Genomic DNA, 23613 nt, shown 5'->3' on the forward strand with positions numbered 1-23613 from the left:
CGCAGCCTACATCCGCGTGACGACGGGAGCGGCCGGATCGTCGTACGCAACGACGATGCTGGCGCGCTCGACCGGGCGCTCCTCGGCCACGTAGATGTCGCAGGCCGCCATGTAGCGGGCGTCGTACGCCGCCCTGGCCTGTTCCTCGCCCCCGAGGGCGGACGAGTCTCGCCCGACGCCGCGAAGCATGGCCGTCTCGCGCGTCGTGTCGAGGTAGATCACCTCGTCCCACAGTTCGCGCAGCTCACCACGCTGGAGGAAGGTGCACGCCGCGACCAGCACTGCGTCCGGTTCAGCGGTGGCGACCCGGTCGTCGAACACCTCGTCCGTCTCGAGATCGTGCACCTTGGTGGCGTAGGTCAGCGAGCCGCCGGGACCGAGTGGACGCAGCACCCGCTGTGCCAACGAGTCCAAGTCGTAGGCGCTCTCGTAGTAGACCCGCGCCTGGTCGTCGGACGGGCGTCGGCGTACGGCGCGCACGTGGTGGAAGCCGTCGGAGTCGAGGTGCACCGCCGGCACACCACGGGCCGTCAACCGGTCGGTCAGCTCGTGGGCGAGAGTCGTCTTGCCCGAGCCACAGCGTCCGTCGATGCCCACACGGAGCGGGTGGTCGGTGCGGGCGGAAGCCAGCCGGTCGGCGAGCCGGTCAAGGACGGCGTCACGATCAGTCACCCCCACAGCATGCCGAACCGGTGGTGACGGATGCCGGAGGCATTGCGGGGCATTCGATAGTTTCGCCCGTGTGACCGATGCTCCCGCCCTGGTGATCCTCGACTGCGACGGCGTGGTCGTCGACACCGAACGCCTCGTGCAGGAGGTCGACCTGGCGATGATCTCCGACCTCGGCTGGCCGATCACGCTGGCCGAGATCCACGAGCAGCACCTGGGTCGATCAACCGCGGACGTGGCCGCGAACGTGGCGCGCCACATCGGCCGCCCACTGCCCGGCGGGTGGCTCGACGCGCGCCGCCGAACCTACCGAGAGGCCTTCGCCGAGCGCCTCCAGCCGGTGCCAGGTTTCGTGGATGCGCTCGGCCGGATCACCGCCGCCGGCCATCCGACCTGCATCGCCTCGTCGGGCACCCATGACGCGATCCGGTTCAGCCTCGGCCGCACGGGGCTGCTCGACACCTTTGCCGGCCGCATCTTCAGCAGCCAGGACGTCACGCACGGCAAGCCGGCTCCCGACCTGTTCCTGCTGGCCGCACGCGAAATGGGTGCGGCGCCTCGCGAATGCGTAGTGGTGGAGGACAGCCCGTCGGGAGTCGCCGCAGCTCGCGCCGCCGGCATGCCCGTCGTGGGGTACGCCGGGCTCACGCCCGCGCGCCTGCTGGCCGAGGCCGACGTCGTGATCGACGACATGGCCGCCTTGCTCGACGCCGTTCGACGACCTCGGTTCGGGGCGTGGGTCAGAGACGCTCGATGATGGTGACGTTGGCCTGGCCGCCGCCCTCGCACATCACCTGCAGGCCGTAGCGGCCGCCGGTGCGCTCGAGCTCGTTGAGCAGCGTGCTCATCAGGCGGGTGCCGGTGGCGCCGATCGGGTGGCCGAGGGCGATGCCGCCGCCGTTGACGTTCACCTTCTCCAGCGGCGCACCGGTCTCCTTGGACCAGGCGAGGACGACGGACGCGAACGCCTCGTTGCACTCGAAGAGGTCGATGTCGTCGATCGACATGCCGGCCTTCCTCAGCGCGTGCTCGGTCGCCGTGATGGGACCGGTGAGCATCCAGACCGGGTCGTCACCACGCACGGACAGGTGGTGGATGCGGGCCCGGGGCGTGAGCCCATGGTCCTTGACCGCCCGTTCCGAGGCGATCAGCAGGGCCGACGACGCGTCGCAGATCTGCGAGGCCACGCCCGCCGTGATGCGCCCACCCGGCTGCAACGGCTGCAGCCCGGCCATCTTCTCCAGCGAGGTGTCACGGGGGCACTGGTCGGTGTCGAAGACGGAACCGTCGGCCAGCGTGACGGGCTCGATCTCGTTGACGAACCGCCCCTCGGCGATGGCCGCCTTCGCGCGCACGTGCGACGAGAGGGCGAACTCCTCCATCTGCTCCCGCGAGATGTCCCACTTCTCGGCGATCATCTCGGCCGAGTTGAACTGCGAGACCTCGACGTCGCCGTACCGCGCGAGCCAGCCGGGCGACTGGGCGAAGGGGGTGGTGAAGCCGTACTGGTCGGCCACGATCATGGCCGCCGAGATCGGGATCGCGCTCATGTTCTGCAGGCCACCCGCCACGACGAGGTCCTGGGTGCCCGACATGACTCCCTGGGCGGCGAAGTGCACCGCCTGCTGCGACGAGCCGCACTGCCGGTCGATGGTCACGCCCGGCACGTGGTCGGGCAGCCCGGCCACCAGCCACGCCGTGCGCGCGACGTCGCCGGCCTGCGAGCCGATCGTGTCGCAACAGCCCATGATCACGTCGTCGACGGCACCCGGGTCGACACCGGTACGCCGCATGAGGGCGGCCAGGGAGTGGGCGCCGAGGTCGGCCGAGTGCATCTCGGCCAGGGCGCCGCCGCGCTTGCCGACCGGTGTGCGGACGGCGTCGATGATGTAGGCCTCGGCCACGGTGTTCCTCCGGTGTTGGTTTCTCAGAGTGGGTGGAGCGGATCAGGCGTGCTGGCTGCTGACGGAGACGACCTCGCCGGTCATGTACGACGAGTAGTCGCTGGCCAGGAAGACCATCACGTTGGCGATCTCCCACGGCTCCGCGGCGCGACCGAAGGCCTCCTTGCCCTTGAGCTCGGCGAGCAGCTCGTCGGAGGTGACCTTGGCCAGGAACGGGTGCATGGCCAGGCTCGGCGAGACCGCGTTGATGCGGATACCGTGCTCGGCGACGTCGATGGCGGCGCAGCGGGTCAGCGCCATCACGCCGGCCTTGGCCGCGGCGTAGTGCGCCTGGCCGTCCTGGGCGCGCCAGCCGATCACCGAGGCGTTGTTGATGATCACGCCGCGCTTGCCGGCGGCGACCATGCGGTTGGACGCCGCACGAACGCAGCGGAACGTGCCGGTGAGGGTCACGTCGAGGACCTTGCTCCACTGGTCGTCGGTCATCTCGAGGATCGAGGCGGTGCCGCCGAGGCCAGCGTTGTTGATCATCACGTCGACGCCGCCGAAGGCCTCTGCCGCGTCGAGCAGCGCGGTGACGTCGTCGTCATTGGTGACGTCGCAGACCACGGAGGTGACCCGGTCGGCGCCGAACTCCTCCCCCAGCGAGTCGACGGCCTCCTTGAGGCGGCGCTCGTGGGTGTCGCCGAGCACGACGGCCTTGGCGCCCTCCTCGAGGCACTTGCGGACGACGGCCGCACCGATGCCGGCTCCCGCGGCCGCGGTGACGACCACGGTGCGGTCGGCGAGCAGGTCGTGGCCCGGGACGTAGGTGGGGGCAGGCTGTTCGGGACGGGTCATCCCCGTGGCTCCTTAGGTAGGCCGAGCACACGCTCGGCGATGATGTTGCGCTGGATCTCGTCGGAGCCGCCATAGATGGTGTCGGCCCGACTGAAGAGGTAGAGGCTCTGGTGCTGGTCGAGCTCGTACGGCGGCTCGGCGACGGTCAGCCCCCGGGCGCCGTGCACCTCCATGGCGAGCTCGCCGAGGTCACGGTGCCACCGGGCCCACAGCAGCTTGGAGACCGAGGCCTCCGGGCCCTGCGAGCCGGAGTCGTAGGAGCTGAGCGTGCGCAGTGCGTGGGTGCGGATCACCTCGAGGCCCAGGCGGGCGCGGGCGATCTTGTCGGCGATGACCGGGTCGTCCCACGTGCCGTTGGCCCGGGCGACCTCCTCGACGCCCTCGAGCTCGCGGGCGAAGCCGATCTGCTGCGCGATCGTGGAGACCCCGCGCTCGAAGCCGAGCGTGGCCATCGCGACCCGCCACCCGTCACCGGGAGCGCCGACGACCAGGTCGGCGCTGGTGCGGGCGCCGTCGAAGAAGACCTCGTTGAACTCCGAGGTGCCGGTCAGCTGCAGGATCGGCTCGACGCGTACGCCGGGCTGGTCGAGGGGCACCAGCAGGTAGGAGAGCCCTGCGTGGCGCTGGGATCCCGGCTCGGTGCGGGCGATGACGAAGCACCAGTCGGAGTTGTGCGCGAGCGACGTCCAGATCTTCTGGCCGTCGATGACCCACTCGTCGCCCTCGAGGCGGGCCCGGGTGCGCACGCCGGCCAGGTCGGAGCCGGCGCCGGGCTCGGAGTAGCCCTGGCACCACAGCTCGGTGGCGTTGACGATGCCGGGCAGGAAGCGGTCGCGCTGCTCGTCCGTGCCGAGGGCGATCAGGGTCGGGCCGAGCAGCTCCTCGCCGAGGTGGTTCACGCCGGCAGGCGCGTCGGCGCGGGCGTACTCCTCGTGGAAGATCACCTGCTGGAAGAGGCTGAGGTCGCGGCCGCCGTGTTCCTTCGGCCAACCCAGGCAGGTCCAGCCCGCCTTGGCGAGATGCTGGTTCCAGGCCACACGCTCGTCGTACGACTCGTGCTCGCGGCCCGAGCCACCACGGCCCTTGATCGCGGCGAAGTCACCGACGAGGTTGTCGGCGAGCCACTGGCGCACCTCGTCGCGGAACTCTTCGTCCGCGGCGGAGTAGGTCAGGTCCACGTCAGGTCTCCTTCTTGGTGCAGGAATGGCGGCCGGCCACCACTGGGACTCACCTTACCTAACCAAGCACTTGTTTGGTAGTGTCGTCCCAGTTCCCCACCGCTGAGGTGACACTGAGGAGAGAGATGCCCCACGACGAGCCGACCGCCGCGAGCACCTCGGTGGTCACCTACGAACGGCGCGGGCCGGTGGCCGTGGTGACGCTGAACCGCCCCGACTACGCCAACGCGCAGAACTCCGAGATGACCTACGCACTCGACGCGGCGTTCGTCCGCGCCGTCGACGACGACGAGGTGAAGGTGATCGTGCTGGCCGGCAACGGCAAGCACTTCTGCGGCGGTCACGACATCGGCACACCCGGCCGCGACATCGACCAGAGCTTCACCCGCCAGGCGGTCATCCACTGGGACCACGTCGACAAGCAGGGCGTCGAGTCCCGCTTCGCCCGCGAGTCCGAGGTCTACCTGGGCATGTGCCGGCGCTGGCGCGAGATCCCCAAGCCGATGATCGCGATGGTCCAGGGCGCCTGCATCGCCGGCGGCCTGATGCTGGCCTGGTCGTGCGACTTCATCGTCGCCTCCGACGACGCCTGGTTCGCCGACCCGGTGGTGCGCATGGGCATCCCCGGCGTCGAGTACTTCGCGCACCCGTGGGTGATGAACCCGCGGGCCGCCAAGGAGCTCCTCTTCACCGGCGACCGCTTCCCCGCCCAGCGCGCCCAGGAGCTCGGCATGGTCAACCGTGTGGTGCCCCGCGCCGACCTCGAGCGCACCGTCATGGAGATTGCAGAGAGGATCGCCACGATGCCCCGTCTGGGACTCGCGCTGACCAAGAAGGCCGTGAACCAGGCCGAGGACCTGCAGGGGCTGCGCGCCGGCATCGACTCCGTCTTCGGCCTCCACCACGCGGCCCACGCGCACAACGTCGAGGTGGGCGGCGACCCGCTGGCCGACCTCGACGGCCGTGCGATGGCCACCGCGAACAAGAACGGAGCGGTCACCCGATGAGCCTCGACTTCACCGAGCACGAAGAGGCCTTCCGCGCCGAGGCCCGCGCCTGGCTGGCCGAGCACTCGCCCGGCCGGCTGCCCTCGATGGACACCACCGACGGCGCCGCGGCACACCGCGAGTGGGAGAAGAAGCTTGCCTCCGGTCGCTGGTCGGTCGTCGCCTGGCCCGAGCAGTACGGCGGCCGCGAGGTCTCGCTGACCGAGTGGGTGATCTTCGAGGAGGAGTACTACCTCTCCGGAGCCCCGACCCGCATCACGCAGAACGGCATCTCGCTCCTCGCCCCGATCATCTTCGAGCACGGCACGCCCGAGCAGCAGCAGCGCTTCCTGCCCGCGATGGCCGACGGCACCGATGTCTGGGCCCAGGCCTGGTCCGAGCCCGAGGCCGGCAGCGACCTGGCCGGCATCCGCAGCACCGCCACCCGCGACGAGGCCCGTGGCGGCTGGGTGCTCAACGGACAGAAGACGTGGAGCTCGCGTGCGCCGTACGCCGACCGTGGCTTCGGTCTCTTCCGCAGCGACCCGGCCGCCGAGCGGCACCGCGGCCTGACCTACTTCCTCTTCCCACTGACCGCCGACGGCATCACCGTGCGGCCGATCCCCCAGCTGGACGGCGACCCGGGCTTCGCGGAGATCTTCTTCGACGACGTGTTCGTGCCCGACGCCGACGTGCTCGGCGGAGCCGGCGACGGCTGGCGCGTGGCGATGAGCACTGCCGGCAACGAGCGCGGACTCTCCCTGCGCGCGCCGGGCCGCTTCATGGCCGCCGCCGACCGACTGCTCGACCTGTGGCGCGAGCGGGGCGACGAGACCCCCACGCTGCGCGACGACGTCGTCGACGCGTGGATCGGCGCCCGGGCCTACCAGTTCTACACATGGGGCACCGTCGACCGCCTCCAGGACGGTGGCGACATGGGCGCGGCCGGCAGCGTGAACAAGCTGTTCTGGTCCGACCTCGACGTCGACCTCCACGAGACCGGTCTCGCACTGCTCGGCGCCGACCAGGAGCTGCGCGGCGAGGCCGCCCCCAACGGCGGACGATGGATGGACGACTACCTGTTCTCCCTCTCCGGTCCGATCTACGCGGGCACCAACGAGATCCAGCGCAACATCGTTGCCGAACGCATCCTCGGGCTGCCCCGGGGCGAGAAGAGGTCCTGACCATGCGATTCGCCATGTCCGCGGAGCAGCGCTCCTTCGGCGATGCCCTGACCGGCCTGCTCACCGCCTCCGACGTCCCTGCCGCGAACCGGGCCTGGGCCGCCGGCGACGACACCGCCGGCCTGCGCCTGTGGGAGAAGCTCGCCGAGCTCGGGGTGACTGCCCTCGTCGTGCCCGAGGAGGCCGGCGGCATCGACGGCACTCCCCTCGACCTCGCGGTCGCCTTCGAGTGCCTGGGCCATCACGGCGTCCCCGGTCCCTGGATCGAGTCGGTCGCCCTCGCCCCGTCGCTGCTGGCTGGCACGAAGCACCACGACGTCCTGGCCGACGTGGCCGAGGGCTCGGCACGGGTCACGATCGCCGCACCCCCGTTGGCGCCGTACGCCCTCGACGCCGGGTCGGCCACCCACGTGTTCCTCCTCGAGGCAGACACGCTCTCCCCCGCGCGGTCGACGCGCGCGCTCACCTCGGTGGACCCGTCGCGCCGGCTGCAGGCCGTCGAGGCCGACGGTCCGCGCGAGATCCTGGCCGACGACGCCGTCGCGCGTGGTCTCGACCTGGCCACCCTGGCCTGCTCGGCGAGCCTGGTCGGCACCGGCGAGAGACTGCTGCGCGACTCCGTGACGTACGTCGGCCAGCGCCGCCAGTTCGGCCGGGTCATCGGGGAGTACCAGGCGATCAAGCACGCCCTCGCCGACGTCCGAGTGGCCCTCGACTTCGCCCGCCCTCTGGTGCACGGCGCGGCCCGGGGGCTCGAGTCCGGCGACGACGACGCGACGCGCGACGTTTCGGCCGCGAAGGTGGCCGCCACCGACGCCGCCCACCTCGCGGCGCGTACGGCGCTGCAGGTGCACGGCGCGATCGGCTACACCATGGAACACGACCTGAGCATCTGGATCCTGCGCGCCCGTGCGCTGGCCGGCGCGTGGGGCAGCACGTCCCACCACCGCGGCCGGGTGCTCGACCACCTGATGAGGAGCTGAGCGTGCACTTCGGACTGAGCGAGGAGCAGGAGGAGCTGGCCGGTGCCGTGCGCACCCTCGTGGAGCGTCGCGCGGGCCAGGTCGACCTGCGTGCCGCGACGCAGGCTGCCCGGGGCTTCGACGAGGCACTCTGGGAGACCCTGTGCGGCCAGATCGGCGTGGCCGCGCTGGCGATCCCCGAGGAGTACGGCGGCGCCGGGTTCTCCACCTTCGAGACCCACGTCGTCCTCGAGACGCTGGGCCGCACGCTGACGCCCACTCCCCTGCTCGGGTCGGGCGTGCTGGCGACCCGGGCAGTGCTGCTGGCCGGCACGCCCGACGACTGCGCGCGCCTGCTGCCGCCGCTCGCCGAGGGCACCCACGTGGCCGCCCTCGCCTGGGCCGACGCATCGGGTCAGTGGCGTGCCGACGGCTCCGACGTACGTGCGACGGCGGACGGCGACAGTTGGCGCCTCGACGGCGCGGCCACCCTCGTGCTCGACGCGCACGGAGCCGACCTGCTCATGGTCGTGGCAGCCACCGAAGACGGCCCGCGACTCTTCGAGGCCGACCTCTCAGCGGGAGTCGAGCGCACGGCCACACCCGCGCTCGACCTGACCCTGCAGCTCGACACCGTCACGTTCGACGGCGCACCGGCGACCCCGGTCGGCGGCGTGCTCACCGACGAGCTGGCCACCCTGCGCGCGGAAGCGGCCGTGGCCGTGACCGCGCTCCAGGTGGGCGGCGCACAGGGCGCCCTCGACCGCACCGTCGCGCACCTCAAGGAGCGCGAGCAGTTCGGCCGGCCGCTCGGGTCGTTCCAGGCGCTCAAGCACCGGGTCGCCGACCTGCTCGTGGCCGTGGAGACCTCCCGGTCGATCTCCTGGTCGGCTGCGTGGGCCGCTGCGCAGGGCGACGCCGACGTCGTGCGGCAGGCCGCCCTGGCCAAGGCCTGGTGCTCCGAGGCGTTCGCAGAAGTCGCCGCCGAGATGGTGCAGCTGCACGGTGGCATCGCAATCACCTGGGAGCACGACGCGCACCTCTTCTTCAAGCGCGCCCACGCCACCGGAGAGCTCTTCGGCTCCGCGCGCGAGCACCGGCGCAGCCTGCTGCCGGCATGACTATGCGGTCCACGGTCGAGCAGCCGGCGGGTCGGGGCTCAGCCGGCCAGCAGCCCGCCGTGCAGCATCGCGAGGTACTGCTCGGCGACCTTGTCGTGACGCAGCTTGCCGCGGGGGTTGTACCACTTCACCGCGGACCACACTCCGTCGCGGATGAACCGGTAGATGACGCCGCTCTCGAGGTCGGCACGGAAGTCTCCGGACTCACGCCCCTGCACCAGCACCTGCAGCCAGACCCGCTCGATCTTGCGGCTCGTCTTCGCGACGACCTCGAACTCCGGCTGGGTCATCAGCAGGTTGGACTCGTTCTGGTAGAGCGCGACGGCGTGCCGCTGCCCGTCGATGGCGACGAAGCTCGCCCGCACCAGCTCGTCCAGGGTCTCGCGCGGGGTGCCGGACTCGTCGACGATCGTGCGGAACGTGTCGTGCAGGCCGGTCAGGAACTCGCGCAGGATCTCGTTGAGCATCGACTCCTTGGAGTCGAAGTGGTGGTAGAGGCTCCCGGACAGGATGCCGGCAGCGTCCGCGATGTCGCGCACGGTCGTCTGGGAGAACCCGCGTGTGGCGAAGAGCTCGGCCGCCAGGGCGAGCAGTTCCGTACGCCGGGCCGAGCCCTGGCCGTTGCCGTTGGCACGGCCGGCCTTCTCGTTGCCTCGTGGCGTCATCGACAGATCCCTTCTCATGGGGTGGCGGTGCGGGAGTCTGCTCCTGCGCCCTGCCTGCGGCCCTCGAGGCCACGTTCCGTGACTAGGATACCTAACAAGCACTTGTTCAGTAAGGAGTTGGCATGTCTCATCTGACCGTGCCCGCACTGATCGACGACAGCGCCCGGCGCTTCGGCGACTCCCCTGCGGTCGTCGACGGCGACCAGCGGCTCACCTACGCCGACCTCGCGGCCGAGTCGCGTCGTACGGCGCGGGCCTATCTGGCGGCCGGCGTACGACCGGGCGACCGGGTGGCGATCTGGGCGCCCAACCGCCTCGAGTTCGTGCTCGCCCTGCTGGGTGCGCAGGTGATCGGCGCCTCGGTGGTGCCGCTCAACACCCGCTACCGCGGCCGCGAGGCGCGGGTGGTGCTCGAGCGCGCCCGGGCCAGCGCCCTGGTGCTGGTCAACGGCTTCCTCGGCGCCGACTACTTCACGATGCTGACCGAGTCCGTCGAGGACGGCACCGAGTCGGGCGAGGGTCCGGTCGCGGGTCTCCCCCACCTGCACACCGTCGTCGACCTCGGCTCGACCGGTCAGGAGGGAACCATCGGCTGGGACCGGTTCCTGGCCGGTGCCGAGTCCGTCACCCCCGAGGCACTGGCCGAGGCCGAGGCCACGGTCACCTCCGAGACGGTCTGCGACATCCTCTACACCTCCGGCACCACCGGCCTGCCCAAGGGCGTGATGAGCGCGCACCGGCAGACGATCGGGGTGGCCGACGTCTGGGCCACGGGCGCCTCCCTCACGGAGGCCGACCGCTATGCCATCGTGAACCCGTTCTTCCACAGCTTCGGCTACAAGGCAGGCATCATGGCCTGCCTCACCGCCGGTACGACGATCTATCCGGTGCGCACCTTCGACCCGCCGGAGCTGATGGCGTTCATCGAGAGCGAGCGGATCACCGTGCTGCCCGGTGCGCCGACGATCTTCCTCACCCTGATCAACCACCCGCGCCTGGCCGACTTCGACCTGTCGTCGTTGCGCTTCTCCATCGCGGGTGCCGCCTCGGTGCCCGAGACGCTCTTCAAGGAGATGCTCGAGGTGCTCGGCTTCGACCAGGTGGCCCAGGCCTACGGACTGACCGAGTGCGTGGTCGCCACCCAGTCGCGGCCCAACGAGGATCCCCTGCACGTCGCGGAGACCACCGGTCCGGCCTGCCCCGGCATCGAGGTGCGCACCGTCGACGCCGAGGGCGACGACGTGGCGGTCGGCGCGGACGGCGAGATCCTGCTGCGGGGCGACAACGTCATGCTCGGCTACTTCGAGGACGAGGCAGCCACGGCGGAGGCGATCGACCCCGACGGCTGGTTGCACACCGGTGACGTGGGCCGCCTCGACGAGCACGGCTGCCTCAAGATCACCGACCGGATCAAGGACATGTTCACCGTCGGCGGCTTCAACGTCTATCCCGCCGAGATCGAGGGCGTGCTGACCAGCCACCCCGATGTCGTGGAGTGCGCCGTCATCGGCATCCCCGACGAGCGGATGGGCTCGGTCGGCCGGGCGTACGTCGTGCCCCGGCCCGGCGCCACGATCGACGTCGCCGCGCTGACGGCGTACTGCAAGACGCGCCTGGCCAACTTCAAGGTGCCCCGCGAGATCGTCACCGTCGCGGAGTTCCCGCGCAACGCCAGCGGCAAGATCCTCAAGCGGGACCTGCGCGACGACGCCTGACCCTGGTCAGGCGTCGTCGTTGGCGCAGCGGAAGCCCATGTTGCCGCTGGCCGAGTCGGGTGTGTTGCTCGACCGGGCGGAGACCCGGTAGCGGTGGCAGTAGGAGTCGTGGCACAGGTAGGAGCCACCGCGCATCACCCTGGCCGCGCCGGTGTCGGGGCCTCGCGGGTCCACTGCCGGGCTGACCTCGTAGTAGCCGGGGTCGAACCAGTCGGCGCACCACTCCCAGACGTTGCCGGCCATCTGCCACAGGCCGTGTCCGTTGGGCCGGTAGGTCTTGACCGGCGCGGTGGCCAGGTGGCCGTCGTCCTCGGTGTTGCTGCGCGGGAAGTCGCCCTGCCAGATGTTGCACTGCCAGCGGCCTCTGGGTGTCAGCTCGTCGCCCCAGGCGAACCGGGCGCCGTCGAGTCCACCTCGTGCGGCGTACTCCCACTCGGCCTCGGTCGGGAGGCGCTTGCCTGCCCAGGCGGCGTACGCCGACGCGTCGTTCCACGTCACGTGCACGACGGGGTGGTTCTGCCGGTCCTGGATGCTCGAACCGGGACCGCCCGGCTGCCGCCACGACGCACCCTTGACGGCCAGCCACCACGGCGCCTCGGCGACCTGCTGGAGCACGTCGGAGCGCTCGCCCCGGAAGGCCAGGTGGAAGACCGCGGAGACGCCCAGCTCCTCCGCCTCGGTGACGTGGCCGGTGTCCTTGCAGAAGACCGCGAAGGCGGCGTTGGTGACCGTGGTCGCGTCCATCCAGAACGACTCGAGGTGCACCCGGTGCACGGGGGTCTCGCCGTCGCCGGCGTAGCCCTCGCCGAAGGGGTCGCCCATCGCGAAGTCACCGGCCGGGATCCGCACCTGGCCACGCGTGCTGCGCGGTCGCGCGACGGCGTGCGCCGGGGGCCGGATCTCTGCGGGCCCGTCGGCGGGACGGCCCGGGGAGCAACAGGGTGACGGTTCGTTCACGCTGCCGATTCTGGTCCCGGCACCGACCGGCCCCTGCAGCGGGTTCGCTGAGTGGGACATTTCCACGCGCCGGGGAGCCGTCGGCGTTGACTTCGCCGGAGACCCGGACGACCGAGCACAGGAGTGGCCGCACCCATGGACAGCGACCCGGTAGCGCAGACCACGCAAGGGAATCGGAGTCCCGACGGCCGTTGGCCCGAGTCCGTGTACGGCGCAGGATCCGAACCCGACTACCGGTTCAGCTTCGCCAACGAGCGCACGTTCCTGGCCTGGATCCGGACGGCGCTGGCGCTGCTCGCCGCCGGCGTCGCCATCGACGCCGTCGACCTGCCCCTGAGGGCAGAGTCGCAGCACCTGCTGGCGATCCTGCTGACGGTGACCGGCGCACTGTGCGCCGTGATCGCGTGGATCCGCTGGTCGCGTGCGGAGCGGGCCATGCGCCGTTCCGCGCCGCTGCCGGGCTTCGGACTCGGCGCCCTCTTCACCGGCCTGGTGGTCTGCGCGGCCGTCGTGGTGATCGCGTCGGTCGCGTGAACGTCGCGGCCGACCCGGGGCTGGCCAACGAACGCACCGCCCTGGCGTGGCAACGCACCGCCCTGAGCCTCATGGTGTGCGCGGCGATCCTGGCCCGCCTGACGTACGGCGATCTCGGGGGCGCCGCCTTCACCGTCCTCGGCCCGGCCTTCCTGCTCAGCCTGTGGGTGTTCGTCGAGAGCCGCGGCCGCTACCGGCGTACCCGAGGCACCCGGGCGGCCCGTCGACGCCGAGGGGGCCGGGCCCCGCTGACCGTTGCCGTGGCGACCTGCCTCCTGTGCCTGACCGAGACGACCGTGCTCCTGCTGTCGTGAGGAGCCCCGGTTTCGCTGAGCGGGACATTCCCGGCAGCACGACCAGCCGTGGAGAGACTTGCGGGGCACGCACCCACGACACAGGAGCCCCGATGAGCGAGCAAGTGATCCGGCCCGACGTGAGACTCGAGGACGGCCCCATGTGGCCGGTGGCGTGCCGATCCTGCTCCGCGCTCGTCGAGGTGCGCAAGAGCAGCTGGGAGCAGACCAGCATCCAGTGGCACGCCGACGGCCTGCGGGTCTGCGAGGAACGCAGCGCGACGGGATGGACCGAGGACGGCCGGCTCTTCGGCGGCTGCGCGCGGTTGGGCGACTCGATCCGGGCGGCCGTGTCGAACGGCGACCTGCCGATCCAGTCCTCCGACCCGATGCCGGTCAACACCGACCCGGACAGTGGTCCGTCCGGCCACGGCATCGGCCACTGATGGCGACGATGCGGGCCCAGCAGCTGGTCCGCCCCAGGGAGTTCGTCGAGGTGGAGACGCCACGCCCCGGGGCCGACGACCTGGTCGGCGGCGAGGTGCTCCTCAAGGTCCTGGCCGGGGCGATCTGCGGCAGCGACCTCCCCGTCTTCAACGGCCTGCTCACCCTCAAGCAACGTGATGAGCCCGGTGCCGGCAGTCCGCCCGGTTCGCCACTGCACGAAGTGGTGGGCGAGGTGGTCGCCACTCGCGATCCGCGGCACCGGGTCGGTGACCACGTCGTCGGCTGGGGATCTCGCCTCAATGCCCTTGCCGAGTTCACGATCAGCCTCGGTGACGACCTCTTCTCCTTCGACCCGCAGCTGAGCCCCGAGCGGGCCGTGATGCTGCAGCCCCTGGCCTGTGTGCTCTTCGCCGTCGATCAGCTCCCGGAGGTCGCAGGCTCCCGGGCCGCCGTGTTGGGGCAAGGACCCATGGGCCTGCTGTTCAACCACGTGTTGCGTACGGCGGGGGCTCGGTCGGTGGTCGGCGTGGACCGCCTCGACCGCACCGTCCTGGGCCTGCGCATGGGCGCGGACGAGGTGGCGCATCTGCACACGAGCCGTTGGGCCGGTCAGCTGAGCGACGCCGACCGGCCAGACGTGGTGATCGAGGCGATCGGGCACAACATGTCCACACTGAACCATGCCCTCGAGGCCGCAGCTCCGAGCGGCCACATCTTCTACTTCGGCATCCCCGATGACGCCCACTATCCCGTCAACATGCAGTTGTTGCTCCGCAAGAACCTGTCACTGAGATCGGGAGCCACCCTCCAACGTCGGGCCATGCTCGAGAAGGCCGGCGACTACCTGGCCGCGCACCCCGCCCTCGTGGACATGTTCGTCACCGACACGTTCGACGTCGACCGGGTCCAGCAGGGCTTCGAGCTCGCCACCGCCCCCACCTCCGAGACCGCCAAGGTCACCCTGAGGGTGGCGTCATGAGCGGCGGCCTCCGCTTCGCCCTGTCCGCCCGCAGCGGCGGACCGATCACCGTCGAGGACTACCGGGAGCGGGCCCGGCGGGCACTGCCCGGCATGGTGTGGGCGTTCGTGGACGGCGGCGCCGAGTCCGGGCTGACCCTGCGCGCCAACCAGGACGCCTTCGACCGTTGGTCGCTGCGCTCGCGCGTGCTGACCGGTCACACCGGCACCAACGTCGCGACCAAGGTCGGCGACACCGACCTCTCGCTGCCGGTGTTCCTCTCCCCCACCGGGATGACCGGCCTCGTGCACTGGCAGGGCGAACGCGCTGCCGCACGGGCCGCGGAGGCGGCGGGCACCCGGGCGGTGATCAGCACCGCGTCGAGCTGGACCGTGGAAGAAGTCGCCGAGGCGACCGACGAGAACCACTTCTTCCAGCTCTACCCCTGGACCAGCCAGACCACCGGCCAGCCGCTCTCGAAGGCGTTCATCGACCGGGCACGCAATGCCGACTACGCCGCTCTCTTCGTCACCGTCGACGTACCCGTGGCAGGCAACCGTCTGGCCGAACGCAAGCGTGGCATGGGGATTTCGCCCACACTGACCCCGGCTCGCGCTCTCAGCGCCGCCGTCCGCCCGCGCTGGGCCTACGGCTTCCTGCGGCACCAACGCATCACGTCGCGGATGCTGGTCGACGAGCGCGGCACCAAGGCGGCCGTGGCCTCGGCCCGGGCGCAGCAGACGCTGCTACGACCCGACCTGGGGTGGGACGACTTCGCCCGCATCCGCGACATGTGGGACGGGCCGGTCTATCTCAAGGGAGTCCTCGAGGCCGACGACGCCCAGCGTGCCGTCGAGCTCGGCGCCGACGGCGTGCTGGTCTCCAACCATGGCGGCCGCCAGCTCGACGGCGCCCCTGCTGCCCTCGACGCCCTGCCCGCCGTGGTGGAGCGTGTCGGCGGCCGCGTGCCGGTGTTCCTGGACGGCGGCGTACGACGAGGAACGGACGTCGTCAAGGCGCTCGCGCTGGGTGCCACTGCAGTCGGGATCGGCCGGCCCTACGTCTACGGCCTGGCCGCGCGCGGACAGGAGGGCGTGGAGCACGTGCTGGAGATCTTCCGAGACGAGATCGTGCGCACGCTCACCCTGATGGGGGTGGCCGACGTGGCGAGCCTCGACCGCTCACACGTGCAGCCGATGGTGGTCTGACTCAGCCAGCGGTGGGTGCGACGGTGAAGCCGTCGAGGAAGATGCGCGCGGTGTCGTCGGCGAGCTCCTCGATGCCGTAGACCTCGCTGCGGTGGTACCACCGTGAAGCGAGGAACACGGCGTCGCGCAGGAAGCGGTGGAAGACGCGCGGGTTGACGTCGGAGCGGAAGTCGCCGCTCTTCACTCCCGAGTCGATCACCCCGGCCCAGGCCAGGTGGACGGCCGAGGCCAGGTCGCGCACGGACTTGAACCGGTCGCTGGTCTCGAAGTACTTGCGGTTGGCCTGGTAGATCTCGCTGGCGTGCTCGTGCTCGTCGACGACCTGCAGCGACGCCAGCACCAGCGCGTGCAGCCGGGCTCGTGCGTCCAGCTCCGGCAGCACCACCTCGGCATAGCGCTGGGTGAGCGCCTCGAGGTATTCGACGACGATGGCCTCGACCATCGCGTCCTTGGAGTCGAAGTGGTGGTAGAGGCTGCCGGACAGGATGCCGACGCCGTCGGCGATGTCGCGCACGGTGCTCGCGTTGATGCCCTTGTCGGCGAACAGCGCGGCTGCCGATTCCAGGATCCTGGACCTGCGATCAGTGGGCGGCACGTGGGAGACCTTGTCTGGCTAGTGATTTCGGCTGCGTCGTAGCGTACCCACGATCCGGCGTGTTCTTGGGACGTGGCGAGCGACGACTTTGCCGACGCCTCAGGCTCGGGCGTCGGTCACGGTGCGACCCGTGTCCTCTCCAGCAGCGCCGCCAGGTCACCCCAGAGCTGTTCGCGCGGCCCTACGGCGGCACGCATCGACAAGATGGTGAGGAACCCGTGGAAGAGGTCGTCGTAGCCGCGGTGCACGACGGGGACACCGGCGTCGGCCAGTGCAGCGGCGTACTGCTCCCCCTCACTGCACAGCGGGTCGAGGCCGGCGGTCACCACGATCGCGGGCGGCAGCCCGCTCAGGGTCGCGGCCGTCAGCGGTGCGACGTACGCCGTGGGCTCGGGAAGCACACCGTCGTCGGGCAGGTACTGGGTCCAGTACCAACGGGTGGCGGCGAGGGTGTTGAAGTATCCGGTCGCGTAGCGCTGCGCGGACTCCGAGTCGCAGGCCGGGTCGATGACCGGGTAGACCAGCACCTGTGCGGCGGGCATCGGGCCGCCGTCATCGCGTGCCATCAGGCAGACCGCTGCGGCGAGGTTGCCGCCGGCACTGTCGCCCATCACCACCACGCGGTGCGGGTCCCCGCCCAGCTCGGCTGCGTGCTCGATCGCCCACCGGGTGGCGGCGAACGCGTCCTCGGCCGCCGCGGGGGCCCGATGCTCGGGCGCCAGCCGGTAGTCGACGGACACGACCACGGCATCGGTGCCCCTGGCCATCGCGCGACAGAAACCGTCGTGCGTGTCGAGGTCACAGAACACGAAGCCGCCACCGTGGAAGAAGACCACCACCGGCCGGTCGGCGGAGTTGCCGTGCGGCCGGTAGACGCGGGCCGGGATCTGGCCGTGCGCGGCCTCGATGGACACGTCGTCGGCACTGGCCACGTCGTCGAGGTTGGTGACGGGTTGACGCCTGGCCGCCACGGCCGCGCGGGCCTGTGCGCCGGTCATCTCCTCGACACGGGGAAAGCCCGCGTTGAGCAGGGCCAGCATGTCGTCGATCTCTGGGTTGGTCATCGCACCTCCTGGAGGGTGGGTTCGGGGTCGGTCACGGACCGGGCCAGCACGAAGCCGAGCACCGCGGCCACGCCCGACACCGCCGAGGCGGCGAGTGCCGCCACGGTGAAGCCGGTCGCGGTCAGTGCACCGTCGGGACCGGCGTAGAGCTGAAGGACGGCCAGGACCAGGGCGCTGCCGGCCGAGAAGCCGAGGTAGCGCAGGATCTGGTTGAACGCCATCACGCTGCCCGTCTCCCCAGCAGGCGTGAAGCGCACGATCAGTCGCGGCATGGCGGCGAACGACGCCCCGGCTCCCAGGCCGCCGATCACCATGGCCAGCACGCAGCCCCACAGGGTGTCCCGGAATCCGGCCAGCACGAGGGTGGCCACCAGGAACAGGCAGGAGCCGATCGGCAGCAGCATGTCGGGGGCGACACGTCGGTCCAGCGCGCGCAGGATGCGGTTGCCCAGGACGTTTGCGAAGGAGAACGGCACCAGCATCAGGCCGGCGACGGTGAGCGAGTGTCCGAGGCCGTAGCCGGTCGCGGTGGGCGCCTGCACGATCAGGACCACCATCGTGATCAGCATGTACATTCCGCATCCGGCCAGCAGCGCGGTGACGTTGGCGCCGAGCACACCGTGCCTGGTGGCGAGGCGCAGGTCGACCAGCGGGTCCCTGCGCGCGAGGGTCCAGCGCACCCAGGCGGCGAGCATGGCAAGGGAGGCGAGCGCGATGCCGATCGTCAGCGGACCAGACCAGTGGTGGGCCTGGCTGACACCGAGCAGCAGTCCTCCGGCGCCTCCACCGAGCAGCACCGCGCCGACGAGGTCGAGAGGGCGAGGCTCGCTGCCGCGATTGGCCGGGATCGCCAGCACCGCCGCGGCCAGGGTCAGGGCCGCCATGGCGGCTCCCACCCAGTACGCCGCGGAGACGCCGTACTCCTGGACGATGTAGGAGGCCAACGGGTAGCCCATGCCCGCGCCGGCCACGGTGGTGATCGACAGGGTGGCCAGCGTGGCCAGCTGCTTCTCCTCGGCGACGAGCTCGCGGGCGACCGCGATCGCCAACGGGGTCAGGCTCAGTCCCACTCCCTGGAGCACCCGGCCGAACACCATGGCGCCGAAGCCCAGCGGCAGCGCGGCCAGCACGGAGCCGAGACAGACGGCGAGCAGCCCGGCCAGGATCACGGGTCGTCGGTGGCGGCCGCCGCCGAGGCGCCCGATGATCGGCGAGGTCACCGCGCCGGTGAGGAAGGTGACGGTCAGGATCCACTGCGCGTTCGAGAGGGAGACACCTTCGTCACGGGCGATCATCGGCACCAGAGGCGCACCCAGACTGGCCACCACGGCGGTCGAGGAGGCGATGAGAACGAGCGTGGGCACGAGGGCCCGCTCGCGCACGGTCGGGACTGCGGCGCTCATGTGCCCCACGTACGACGCAGGGGTGTCAGCGCGCGCAGGTCGACGTGGAGCAGGGTCGGTCCGTCGTGGTCGAGGGCGGCCACGAACTCCGCCTCGAACTCGTCCGGGTTCGACACCCGCGCCGCCCTGGCGCCGAAGGCCGTGGCGACCGCGAAGAAGTCGGGTGTCGCCAGGTCGAACCCGCTGCCGGATCCCCCACCGCTGAGGGCGTCGATGTCGCGGAGCATTCCGTAGCCGCCGTCGTCGAAGAGGCACACCACGATGCGTGACTTCGCCTGCACCGCACTGGCCAGCTCCGCGATGCCGAGCATGAAGCCGCCGTCGCCCTGGAGCAGCACGGTGTGCGAGTCGGAGGCCGTGGCGGCGCCGAGTGCCATCGCCATGCCGGGCCCGATGCCTGCCGCGGCGGAACGGATCGACGTACGTGGTGCGGCGATCGGCACCAGCCGGTCTCCCCAGACGTAGGCCGGCACGGTGGCGTCGCAGACCAGCACGCCGTCGGTCGGTCGGTGCCGAGCGATCGTGGCACTGATCCGCAGGTGGTCGGGGCCGGCCTGCTCGACCACCACGTCGCGTGCCACGGCGGCGGCCTCCTGCCCGGCCTTGAGGTGGTCACTGCGGCTGGTGGCCACGGCCTCGTCGGGCTCGCCCACCAGGTCGGTGAGGGCCGTCAGTCCGAGACGCGCGTCGGCGACGAGGCTGACCGCCGCGGGATAGCTGCGGCCGATGATCGTGGGGTCGACGTCGAGGTGCACCAGGGCCTGTGGGATCGGCAGCTGCCACTGCGCGGTGGGATACATCTGGAACCGGGTGCCCACGGCAAGCATCACGTCGCAGTCCGCGAGGAAGTCCCTGACCGACGGCAGGGTGGCGTAGGAGCCGATGCTCAGCACGTCGAGCTCGCTGATCGCGCCGCGGCCCTCGCGACTGGTCAGCACCGGTGCCTGCCAGCGGCGGGCCAGCTCGAGCAGCTCGTCGGCGGCACCGGAGCGGATCACTCCCCCGCCGGCCCAGATCACCGGCCGCTCCGCGGTGACCAGCAGTCGGGCGGCGGCTTCGAGGCTCGCGGCGTCGGGCGCCGTACGCCGCAGCGGGCGACGTGCGCTCTCGATCAGTGCGGCATCGTCGAGTGATGTGACGGTGGCGGTCTGGAGGTCGAGTGGCACCTCGAGGGCGACCGGCCGGGGGCGGCCGGTGCAGGCCACCCGGGCCAGTCGCAGCACCGTCTCGGCAAGGTCCTCGGCGGTGGTCTCGGTGACCACCTCGCGGCAGACGGTCGCCAGCATCTCCGCCTGGCTCTCGGCCTCGTGGACGTAGCCGCGTCCCCTGCCGAGGTGGGCACTCTCGACCTGGCTGGTGATCAGCAGCACCGGCGACGACGCGAAGTGCGCTTCATACATCCCGCCCATGGTGTTGGCGGTTCCCGGCCCACCGCTGACCACACCCACGGCCAGGGTGCCCGTCGTGCGCGCATGGGCGTCGGCCGCGTGGGCGACGCCCTGCTCGTGGCGGCAGCCGACGGTTCGGATGCCGCGGCGCTCGATCGCGTCGAGGATCGGCAGGTTGTGCGCACTCGGCACGAAGAAGACGGTCTCCACGTCGAGAGCGTCGAGAGCGGCCGCGATCGCGTCGCTTCCGTTCCAGGTCATTGGGTTCACCGGTCCTCACAGGATTCGGGCGGGCTGCCGCCGTGCCCAGCCTGCTGCGAGCTGGGCTCCGGTTGGCCTCCGGTCCCGACCAGCAGGACCGGCGCCGATGCCCAGTGCCTAGGCGCCTTCTGCGCGGATCTCGTGCAGCGGGGTCGACGTGTCGCGGCCGGTGCTGACCCGCTTGCGGTCCGGCTCGACCTCACGCAGTGGGGTGACCTCCCGGAGGCTGGCCAGGCTGCGGGCGGCGAGCTCGCGATAGACGTCGGCGCCGTTCGCCTTCCAGGCAAGGGTCACCTCGTCGAGGCGCCGGATGAACTTGGCCGGGCTGCCGGCGATCAGCGACTCAGCGGCGTAGTCGCCACCGGCGCGGACGAAGCTGTGCGCTGCGACGAGGGAGCGGGGGCCGATCCGGGTGCCGTCCATGATCACGGAGTTCATGCCGACCAGCACGCCGGGCTCGAGGTGGCAGCCGTGCAGTACGGCGCCGTGCCCGATGTGGCTGCCCTCCTCGAGGATCGTGTCCTGACCGGGGAAGACGTGCACCGTGCAGCTGTCCTGCACATTGGAGCCGGCGCGCACGTCGATCCGTCCGAAGTCGCCACGCAGGCTGGCGAACGGGCCGATGTAGCACTCCGGCCCGATCACGACGTCGCCGATCAGGCTGGCCTGAGGGTGGACGAACGCGGTCTCGTGGACCACGGGGCTGACCCCGTCGATGGAGTAGGCAGTCATGACGCGGCCGGCACGACGAACGTGGCCCACGCGGTGATCGCGACGCCACCGGTCTGACGCGCGCAGGTCAGCTCGAGGTCGACGCGCTGCTCGTCGCCCTCGGCGTACTCCCTGGTGACGGCGCCGGTGCAGGTCAGCACGTCGCCGGGCCAGACCTGCTCCTTGAAGCGCACCCGGTAGGAGCGCACGTTCTCCGCGCCCAGCCAGGCAGTCGCCCACGAGGCGAGCAACCCGGCCTGGAACATGCCGACCGCGAACGGGGCCGGGAAGCCGGCAGCCTTGGCGAACTCCTCGTCGTGGTGGATCGGGTTCATGTCGCCCGAGGCGCCCTGGTAGCGCACGAAGTCGGTGCGGGTCACCGGCCCGAAGACCAGCGCCTCCGGCACGACCAGCGTGGTGCTGTCGATCGACGTACTCACTTCTCCTCCTCGGGTGCGCGACCGGTCTCGACGCCGGTCATCTTGGCCTGGGCGACCAGCGCGCCGGACTCGTCACGGAACTCGGTCACCATCTCCACGAACGTCATCGGCCCGCCGCGTCGGCCCTGCTTCTCGAACATGTTGGTGATCGTCGACTGCGCGGTGAGCCGGGTGCCGGCCTTCGGTGGCGGCCCGAAGAAGGTGTACTCCTGCTCGGCGTGCAGGCCGCGCTGCTGGTTGAGCTCCACGAGCTGCCAGGCGTTGGCGTCGCCGTCCTGCCAGAAGAACTGCGTGGTCAGGAACGTCGGCGGCGACACCGGGTGGTCGCCCTGGAGGTAGGCCGGATCGGAGGATCCGGTGGCCCGGGCGAACTCACGGATCTTGCCGCGTTCTACGTCGAGGGTGAACGGGGAGCCGGAGCGCCCCACTGCATCTGGGTTGGCCATGTCTCTTCCTTGTGGGTGTCGGGTGCCTACGCGTGTTGGGCGCTGACCGAGATGACCTCGCCGGTCAGGTAGGACGCGTAGTCGCTGGCGAGGAACACGATCACGTTGGCGATCTCGGAGGGTTCTCCGGCGCGACCGAGGGGCTGTTGGGCGCCGAGCTGGTCCATCACGCCGGGCGGCATCTTCGCCGCGAGCTCGTCGTGGGCGACCAGGGTCGGCGCCACGGCGTTGATGCGGATCCCGGCGGACGCGGCCTCGAGTGCCGACGCACGGGTCAGTGCCATCACACCGGCCTTGGCGGCGGCGTAGTGGGCCATCCCGGGCGAGGCCTTCCAGCCCACGACCGAGGCGTTGTTGACGATCACGCCGCTCTTGCGCGGCAGCATGAGGCGCAGTGCGGCCCGGGTGCAACGGAAGGTGCCCTTGAGGGTGGTGTCGAGCACGGCGTCCCACTGCTCGTCGGTCATCTCCGCGACCGGGGCCATGCCACCGACGGCCGCATTGTTGACCAGCACGTCGAGGCCGTCGAGCCGCTCGTCGGCGGCGGCGATCATCGCCTGCACCTCGGACTCGACGGTGATGTCGCAGACCGTGGTCACCGGGCGAACCCCGACGAGCTTCTCGAGCTGGTCGGCAGCGAGCTCCACCTTCTCGGCGCTGCGGGCGCTGATCGCGACGCGGGCACCTTCCTCGGCGCAGCGCAGGGCGGTGGCGAAGCCGATGCCCGTGCCCGCGGCGCCGGTGACGAGCACCGAGCGGCCGGCGAGCAGGCCTCGCCCGGGCGCGTTTCCTGATCCGTTGTCCTGTGACATCCGTGTGGCTCCTGTCGATGTGGTGCGCTCACCCTAGCCCCTCAACCAAGCGCTTGCTACCCTCGTCCCATGGTTTTGTCCAGCATCAGCACGATCGCCATGAACGCCTGGGCGCTGCCCGACCTGCTCGCCTGCCTGTCCCGCCTCCGGGTGGACCGGGTGGCGATCGGTTCGAGACAGCTCGAAGGTCATGGGTGGCGCGAGGCCGAGGCCGCGATCAAGGCCTCGGGGCTGGTGGTCGGCTCGATCGGCAGCGGCCTCACCACGCCGGCGTCCGTCGACTCCCCCGCAGGCCGGGAGCAGCTGGAGCTTGCCGCGCAGTCGATCGACTTCGCGGCCCGGCTGGGAATCCCGGTGGTCACCCTCACCACGGGACCCGCTGGCCCCCTGTGCTGGGAGGAAGCGCTGACCTCGTTCGCCGTACGCCTCGCGCCACTGGCCGCCCGAGCGGACGACCTCGGCATCACCCTGACCGTGGAGAACACCCACTCGCTGCGCAGCGACGTGTCGTTCCTGCACACGCTGCGCGACGCGGTGGCTGCGGCACGCCACCTGGGCGTCGGCGTGTGCGCCGACCTCTACTGCTGCTGGGCCGAGCCGAGGCTCGCCGCCACGCTGGCCGACGGCCTCGACGTGATCCGGATCGTGCAGTACGGCGACTTCGTGCACGGCACGCTGGAGCAGCCGAACCGCTGGGTGCCCGGCGACGGGGACCTGCCACTCGACCGACTGGTCCGCGACGTCGTGGCGGCCGGCTACACCGGCGTCCACGAGATCGAGATCCTCGGACCGCGCATCGACGCTGAAGGCGTCGAGGGCGCGCACGCGCGCGCCCTCGAGTGGCTGGATCGCCAGCTCAGCAAGGGCTGAAG

Annotated in this window: 26 protein-coding genes; 12 read left to right on the plus strand and 14 right to left on the minus strand. The window is 71.0% G+C overall.

What is annotated here, in order from left to right:
* Positions 1 to 6 precede the first annotated feature (6 nt).
* Positions 7 to 672, minus strand: coding sequence for a uridine kinase (locus ASD30_RS21600; RefSeq protein ID WP_235532653.1), 666 nt, complete (start codon positions 670 to 672; stop codon positions 7 to 9).
* A 70-nt stretch (positions 673 to 742) separates the two neighbouring features.
* Here ASD30_RS21600 and ASD30_RS21605 point away from each other — a divergent pair, with 70 nt between their 5' ends.
* Entirely contained in the window at positions 743 to 1426 is a 684-nt protein-coding gene (locus ASD30_RS21605) for an HAD family hydrolase (protein ID WP_056687010.1), read from the plus strand.
* Here the strand turns inward: ASD30_RS21605 and ASD30_RS21610 are convergent.
* Genes ASD30_RS21610 through ASD30_RS21620 form a run of 3 tightly spaced genes read right to left on the minus strand, consistent with a single transcriptional unit; the run spans position 1410 to position 4591 of the window.
* Positions 1410 to 2573 (minus strand): acetyl-CoA C-acetyltransferase, encoded by a 1164-nt coding sequence (locus ASD30_RS21610; protein ID WP_056687013.1) that lies wholly within the window; start codon positions 2571 to 2573, stop codon positions 1410 to 1412. The two genes, ASD30_RS21605 and ASD30_RS21610, sit on opposite strands and share 17 nt — an antisense overlap.
* A 42-nt stretch (positions 2574 to 2615) precedes the next feature.
* On the minus strand, positions 2616 to 3413 hold the full coding sequence (locus ASD30_RS21615) for an SDR family oxidoreductase (protein WP_056687017.1): 798 nt from the start codon (positions 3411 to 3413) through the stop codon (positions 2616 to 2618).
* Positions 3410 to 4591 carry an acyl-CoA dehydrogenase family protein gene (locus ASD30_RS21620; protein ID WP_056687022.1) on the minus strand — a complete coding sequence of 394 codons (1182 nt, stop codon included), beginning with the start codon at positions 4589 to 4591 and terminating at the stop codon, positions 3410 to 3412. The genes ASD30_RS21615 and ASD30_RS21620 overlap by 4 nt, the downstream gene beginning before the upstream one ends.
* Before the next feature lie 125 nt (positions 4592 to 4716).
* On the opposite strand from ASD30_RS21620, the gene ASD30_RS21625 reads away from it, so the two are divergent.
* Genes ASD30_RS21625 through ASD30_RS21640 form a run of 4 tightly spaced genes read left to right on the plus strand, consistent with a single transcriptional unit; the run spans position 4717 to position 8844 of the window.
* Positions 4717 to 5598, plus strand: a complete 882-nt coding sequence (locus ASD30_RS21625; protein ID WP_056687025.1) for an enoyl-CoA hydratase — start codon at positions 4717 to 4719, stop codon at positions 5596 to 5598.
* Positions 5595 to 6761: an acyl-CoA dehydrogenase family protein gene (locus ASD30_RS21630; protein ID WP_056687028.1), complete on the plus strand. Its 1167-nt coding sequence runs from the start codon at positions 5595 to 5597 to the stop codon at positions 6759 to 6761. Before ASD30_RS21625 ends, ASD30_RS21630 begins: the two co-directional genes overlap by 4 nt.
* A 2-nt stretch (positions 6762 to 6763) precedes the next feature.
* The gene (locus ASD30_RS21635) at positions 6764 to 7744 is read left to right on the plus strand and encodes an acyl-CoA dehydrogenase family protein (protein WP_056687033.1); all 981 of its coding nucleotides are present in this window, start codon (positions 6764 to 6766) and stop codon (positions 7742 to 7744) included.
* A gap of 2 nt (positions 7745 to 7746) precedes the next feature.
* A complete protein-coding gene (locus ASD30_RS21640; RefSeq protein WP_056687038.1) occupies positions 7747 to 8844 on the plus strand; it encodes an acyl-CoA dehydrogenase family protein in 1098 nt (365 codons plus the stop codon).
* Between the two features lie 38 nt (positions 8845 to 8882).
* Here the strand turns inward: ASD30_RS21640 and ASD30_RS21645 are convergent, their stop codons facing one another.
* Entirely contained in the window at positions 8883 to 9509 is a 627-nt protein-coding gene (locus ASD30_RS21645; RefSeq protein WP_056687041.1) for a TetR/AcrR family transcriptional regulator, read from the minus strand.
* A gap of 122 nt (positions 9510 to 9631) precedes the next feature.
* On the opposite strand from ASD30_RS21645, the gene ASD30_RS21650 reads away from it, so the two are divergent.
* A complete protein-coding gene (locus ASD30_RS21650) occupies positions 9632 to 11224 on the plus strand; it encodes a FadD3 family acyl-CoA ligase (protein ID WP_056687044.1) in 1593 nt (530 codons plus the stop codon).
* Positions 11225 to 11230: 6 nt separating this feature from the next.
* Here ASD30_RS21650 and ASD30_RS21655 read toward each other — a convergent pair whose 3' ends face one another.
* Positions 11231 to 12181 carry a formylglycine-generating enzyme family protein gene (locus tag ASD30_RS21655; RefSeq protein WP_235532654.1) on the minus strand — a complete coding sequence of 317 codons (951 nt, stop codon included), beginning with the start codon at positions 12179 to 12181 and terminating at the stop codon, positions 11231 to 11233.
* Positions 12182 to 12316: 135 nt separating this feature from the next.
* Between ASD30_RS21655 and ASD30_RS27865 the strand changes: the two genes are divergently transcribed.
* The 5 genes from ASD30_RS27865 (at position 12317) to ASD30_RS21680 (ending at position 15621) form a co-directional block, all read left to right on the plus strand.
* Positions 12317 to 12715 carry a YidH family protein gene (locus ASD30_RS27865; protein WP_056687048.1) on the plus strand — a complete coding sequence of 133 codons (399 nt, stop codon included), beginning with the start codon at positions 12317 to 12319 and terminating at the stop codon, positions 12713 to 12715.
* On the plus strand, positions 12712 to 13029 hold the full coding sequence (locus ASD30_RS21665; RefSeq protein WP_056687051.1) for a DUF202 domain-containing protein: 318 nt from the start codon (positions 12712 to 12714) through the stop codon (positions 13027 to 13029). The genes ASD30_RS27865 and ASD30_RS21665 overlap by 4 nt, the downstream gene beginning before the upstream one ends.
* A gap of 92 nt (positions 13030 to 13121) precedes the next feature.
* Positions 13122 to 13454, plus strand: a complete 333-nt coding sequence (locus tag ASD30_RS21670; RefSeq protein WP_082564074.1) for a hypothetical protein — start codon at positions 13122 to 13124, stop codon at positions 13452 to 13454.
* Positions 13454 to 14434 (plus strand): zinc-binding dehydrogenase, encoded by a 981-nt coding sequence (locus ASD30_RS21675; protein ID WP_200951213.1) that lies wholly within the window; start codon positions 13454 to 13456, stop codon positions 14432 to 14434. The genes ASD30_RS21670 and ASD30_RS21675 overlap by 1 nt, the downstream gene beginning before the upstream one ends.
* The gene (locus ASD30_RS21680; RefSeq protein WP_056687054.1) at positions 14431 to 15621 is read left to right on the plus strand and encodes an alpha-hydroxy acid oxidase; all 1191 of its coding nucleotides are present in this window, start codon (positions 14431 to 14433) and stop codon (positions 15619 to 15621) included. The genes ASD30_RS21675 and ASD30_RS21680 overlap by 4 nt, the downstream gene beginning before the upstream one ends.
* Before the next feature lies 1 nt (position 15622).
* Here ASD30_RS21680 and ASD30_RS21685 read toward each other — a convergent pair whose 3' ends face one another.
* The 8 genes from ASD30_RS21685 to ASD30_RS21720 all read right to left on the minus strand — a co-directional run bounded on the left by ASD30_RS21685 (position 15623) and on the right by ASD30_RS21720 (position 22741).
* The gene (locus tag ASD30_RS21685) at positions 15623 to 16216 is read right to left on the minus strand and encodes a TetR/AcrR family transcriptional regulator (protein WP_056687057.1); all 594 of its coding nucleotides are present in this window, start codon (positions 16214 to 16216) and stop codon (positions 15623 to 15625) included.
* Positions 16217 to 16332: 116 nt separating this feature from the next.
* Complete coding sequence (locus ASD30_RS21690) at positions 16333 to 17280, minus strand: alpha/beta hydrolase (protein WP_056687060.1); 948 nt, start codon at positions 17278 to 17280, stop codon at positions 16333 to 16335.
* Entirely contained in the window at positions 17277 to 18683 is a 1407-nt protein-coding gene (locus ASD30_RS21695) for an MFS transporter (RefSeq protein WP_056687063.1), read from the minus strand. Before ASD30_RS21695 ends, ASD30_RS21690 begins: the two co-directional genes overlap by 4 nt.
* Positions 18680 to 20332, minus strand: coding sequence for a thiamine pyrophosphate-binding protein (locus tag ASD30_RS21700; RefSeq protein ID WP_056687066.1), 1653 nt, complete (start codon positions 20330 to 20332; stop codon positions 18680 to 18682). The genes ASD30_RS21695 and ASD30_RS21700 overlap by 4 nt, the downstream gene beginning before the upstream one ends.
* Positions 20333 to 20449: 117 nt before the next feature.
* A complete protein-coding gene (locus ASD30_RS21705) occupies positions 20450 to 21064 on the minus strand; it encodes a transferase hexapeptide repeat family protein (RefSeq protein WP_056687069.1) in 615 nt (204 codons plus the stop codon).
* A complete protein-coding gene (locus ASD30_RS21710; RefSeq protein ID WP_200951214.1) occupies positions 21061 to 21483 on the minus strand; it encodes a MaoC/PaaZ C-terminal domain-containing protein in 423 nt (140 codons plus the stop codon). Before ASD30_RS21710 ends, ASD30_RS21705 begins: the two co-directional genes overlap by 4 nt.
* A complete protein-coding gene (locus ASD30_RS21715) occupies positions 21480 to 21929 on the minus strand; it encodes an FAS1-like dehydratase domain-containing protein (RefSeq protein WP_056687072.1) in 450 nt (149 codons plus the stop codon). Before ASD30_RS21715 ends, ASD30_RS21710 begins: the two co-directional genes overlap by 4 nt.
* A 26-nt stretch (positions 21930 to 21955) precedes the next feature.
* Positions 21956 to 22741 (minus strand): SDR family oxidoreductase, encoded by a 786-nt coding sequence (locus ASD30_RS21720; protein ID WP_056687075.1) that lies wholly within the window; start codon positions 22739 to 22741, stop codon positions 21956 to 21958.
* Between the two features lie 69 nt (positions 22742 to 22810).
* On the opposite strand from ASD30_RS21720, the gene ASD30_RS21725 reads away from it, so the two are divergent.
* The gene (locus tag ASD30_RS21725) at positions 22811 to 23611 is read left to right on the plus strand and encodes a sugar phosphate isomerase/epimerase family protein (protein ID WP_082564075.1); all 801 of its coding nucleotides are present in this window, start codon (positions 22811 to 22813) and stop codon (positions 23609 to 23611) included.
* Positions 23612 to 23613: the final 2 nt, after the last annotated feature.

This window comes from Nocardioides sp. Root140 (genome assembly GCF_001426745.1).
Classification (GTDB): Bacteria; Actinomycetota; Actinomycetes; order Propionibacteriales; family Nocardioidaceae; genus Nocardioides.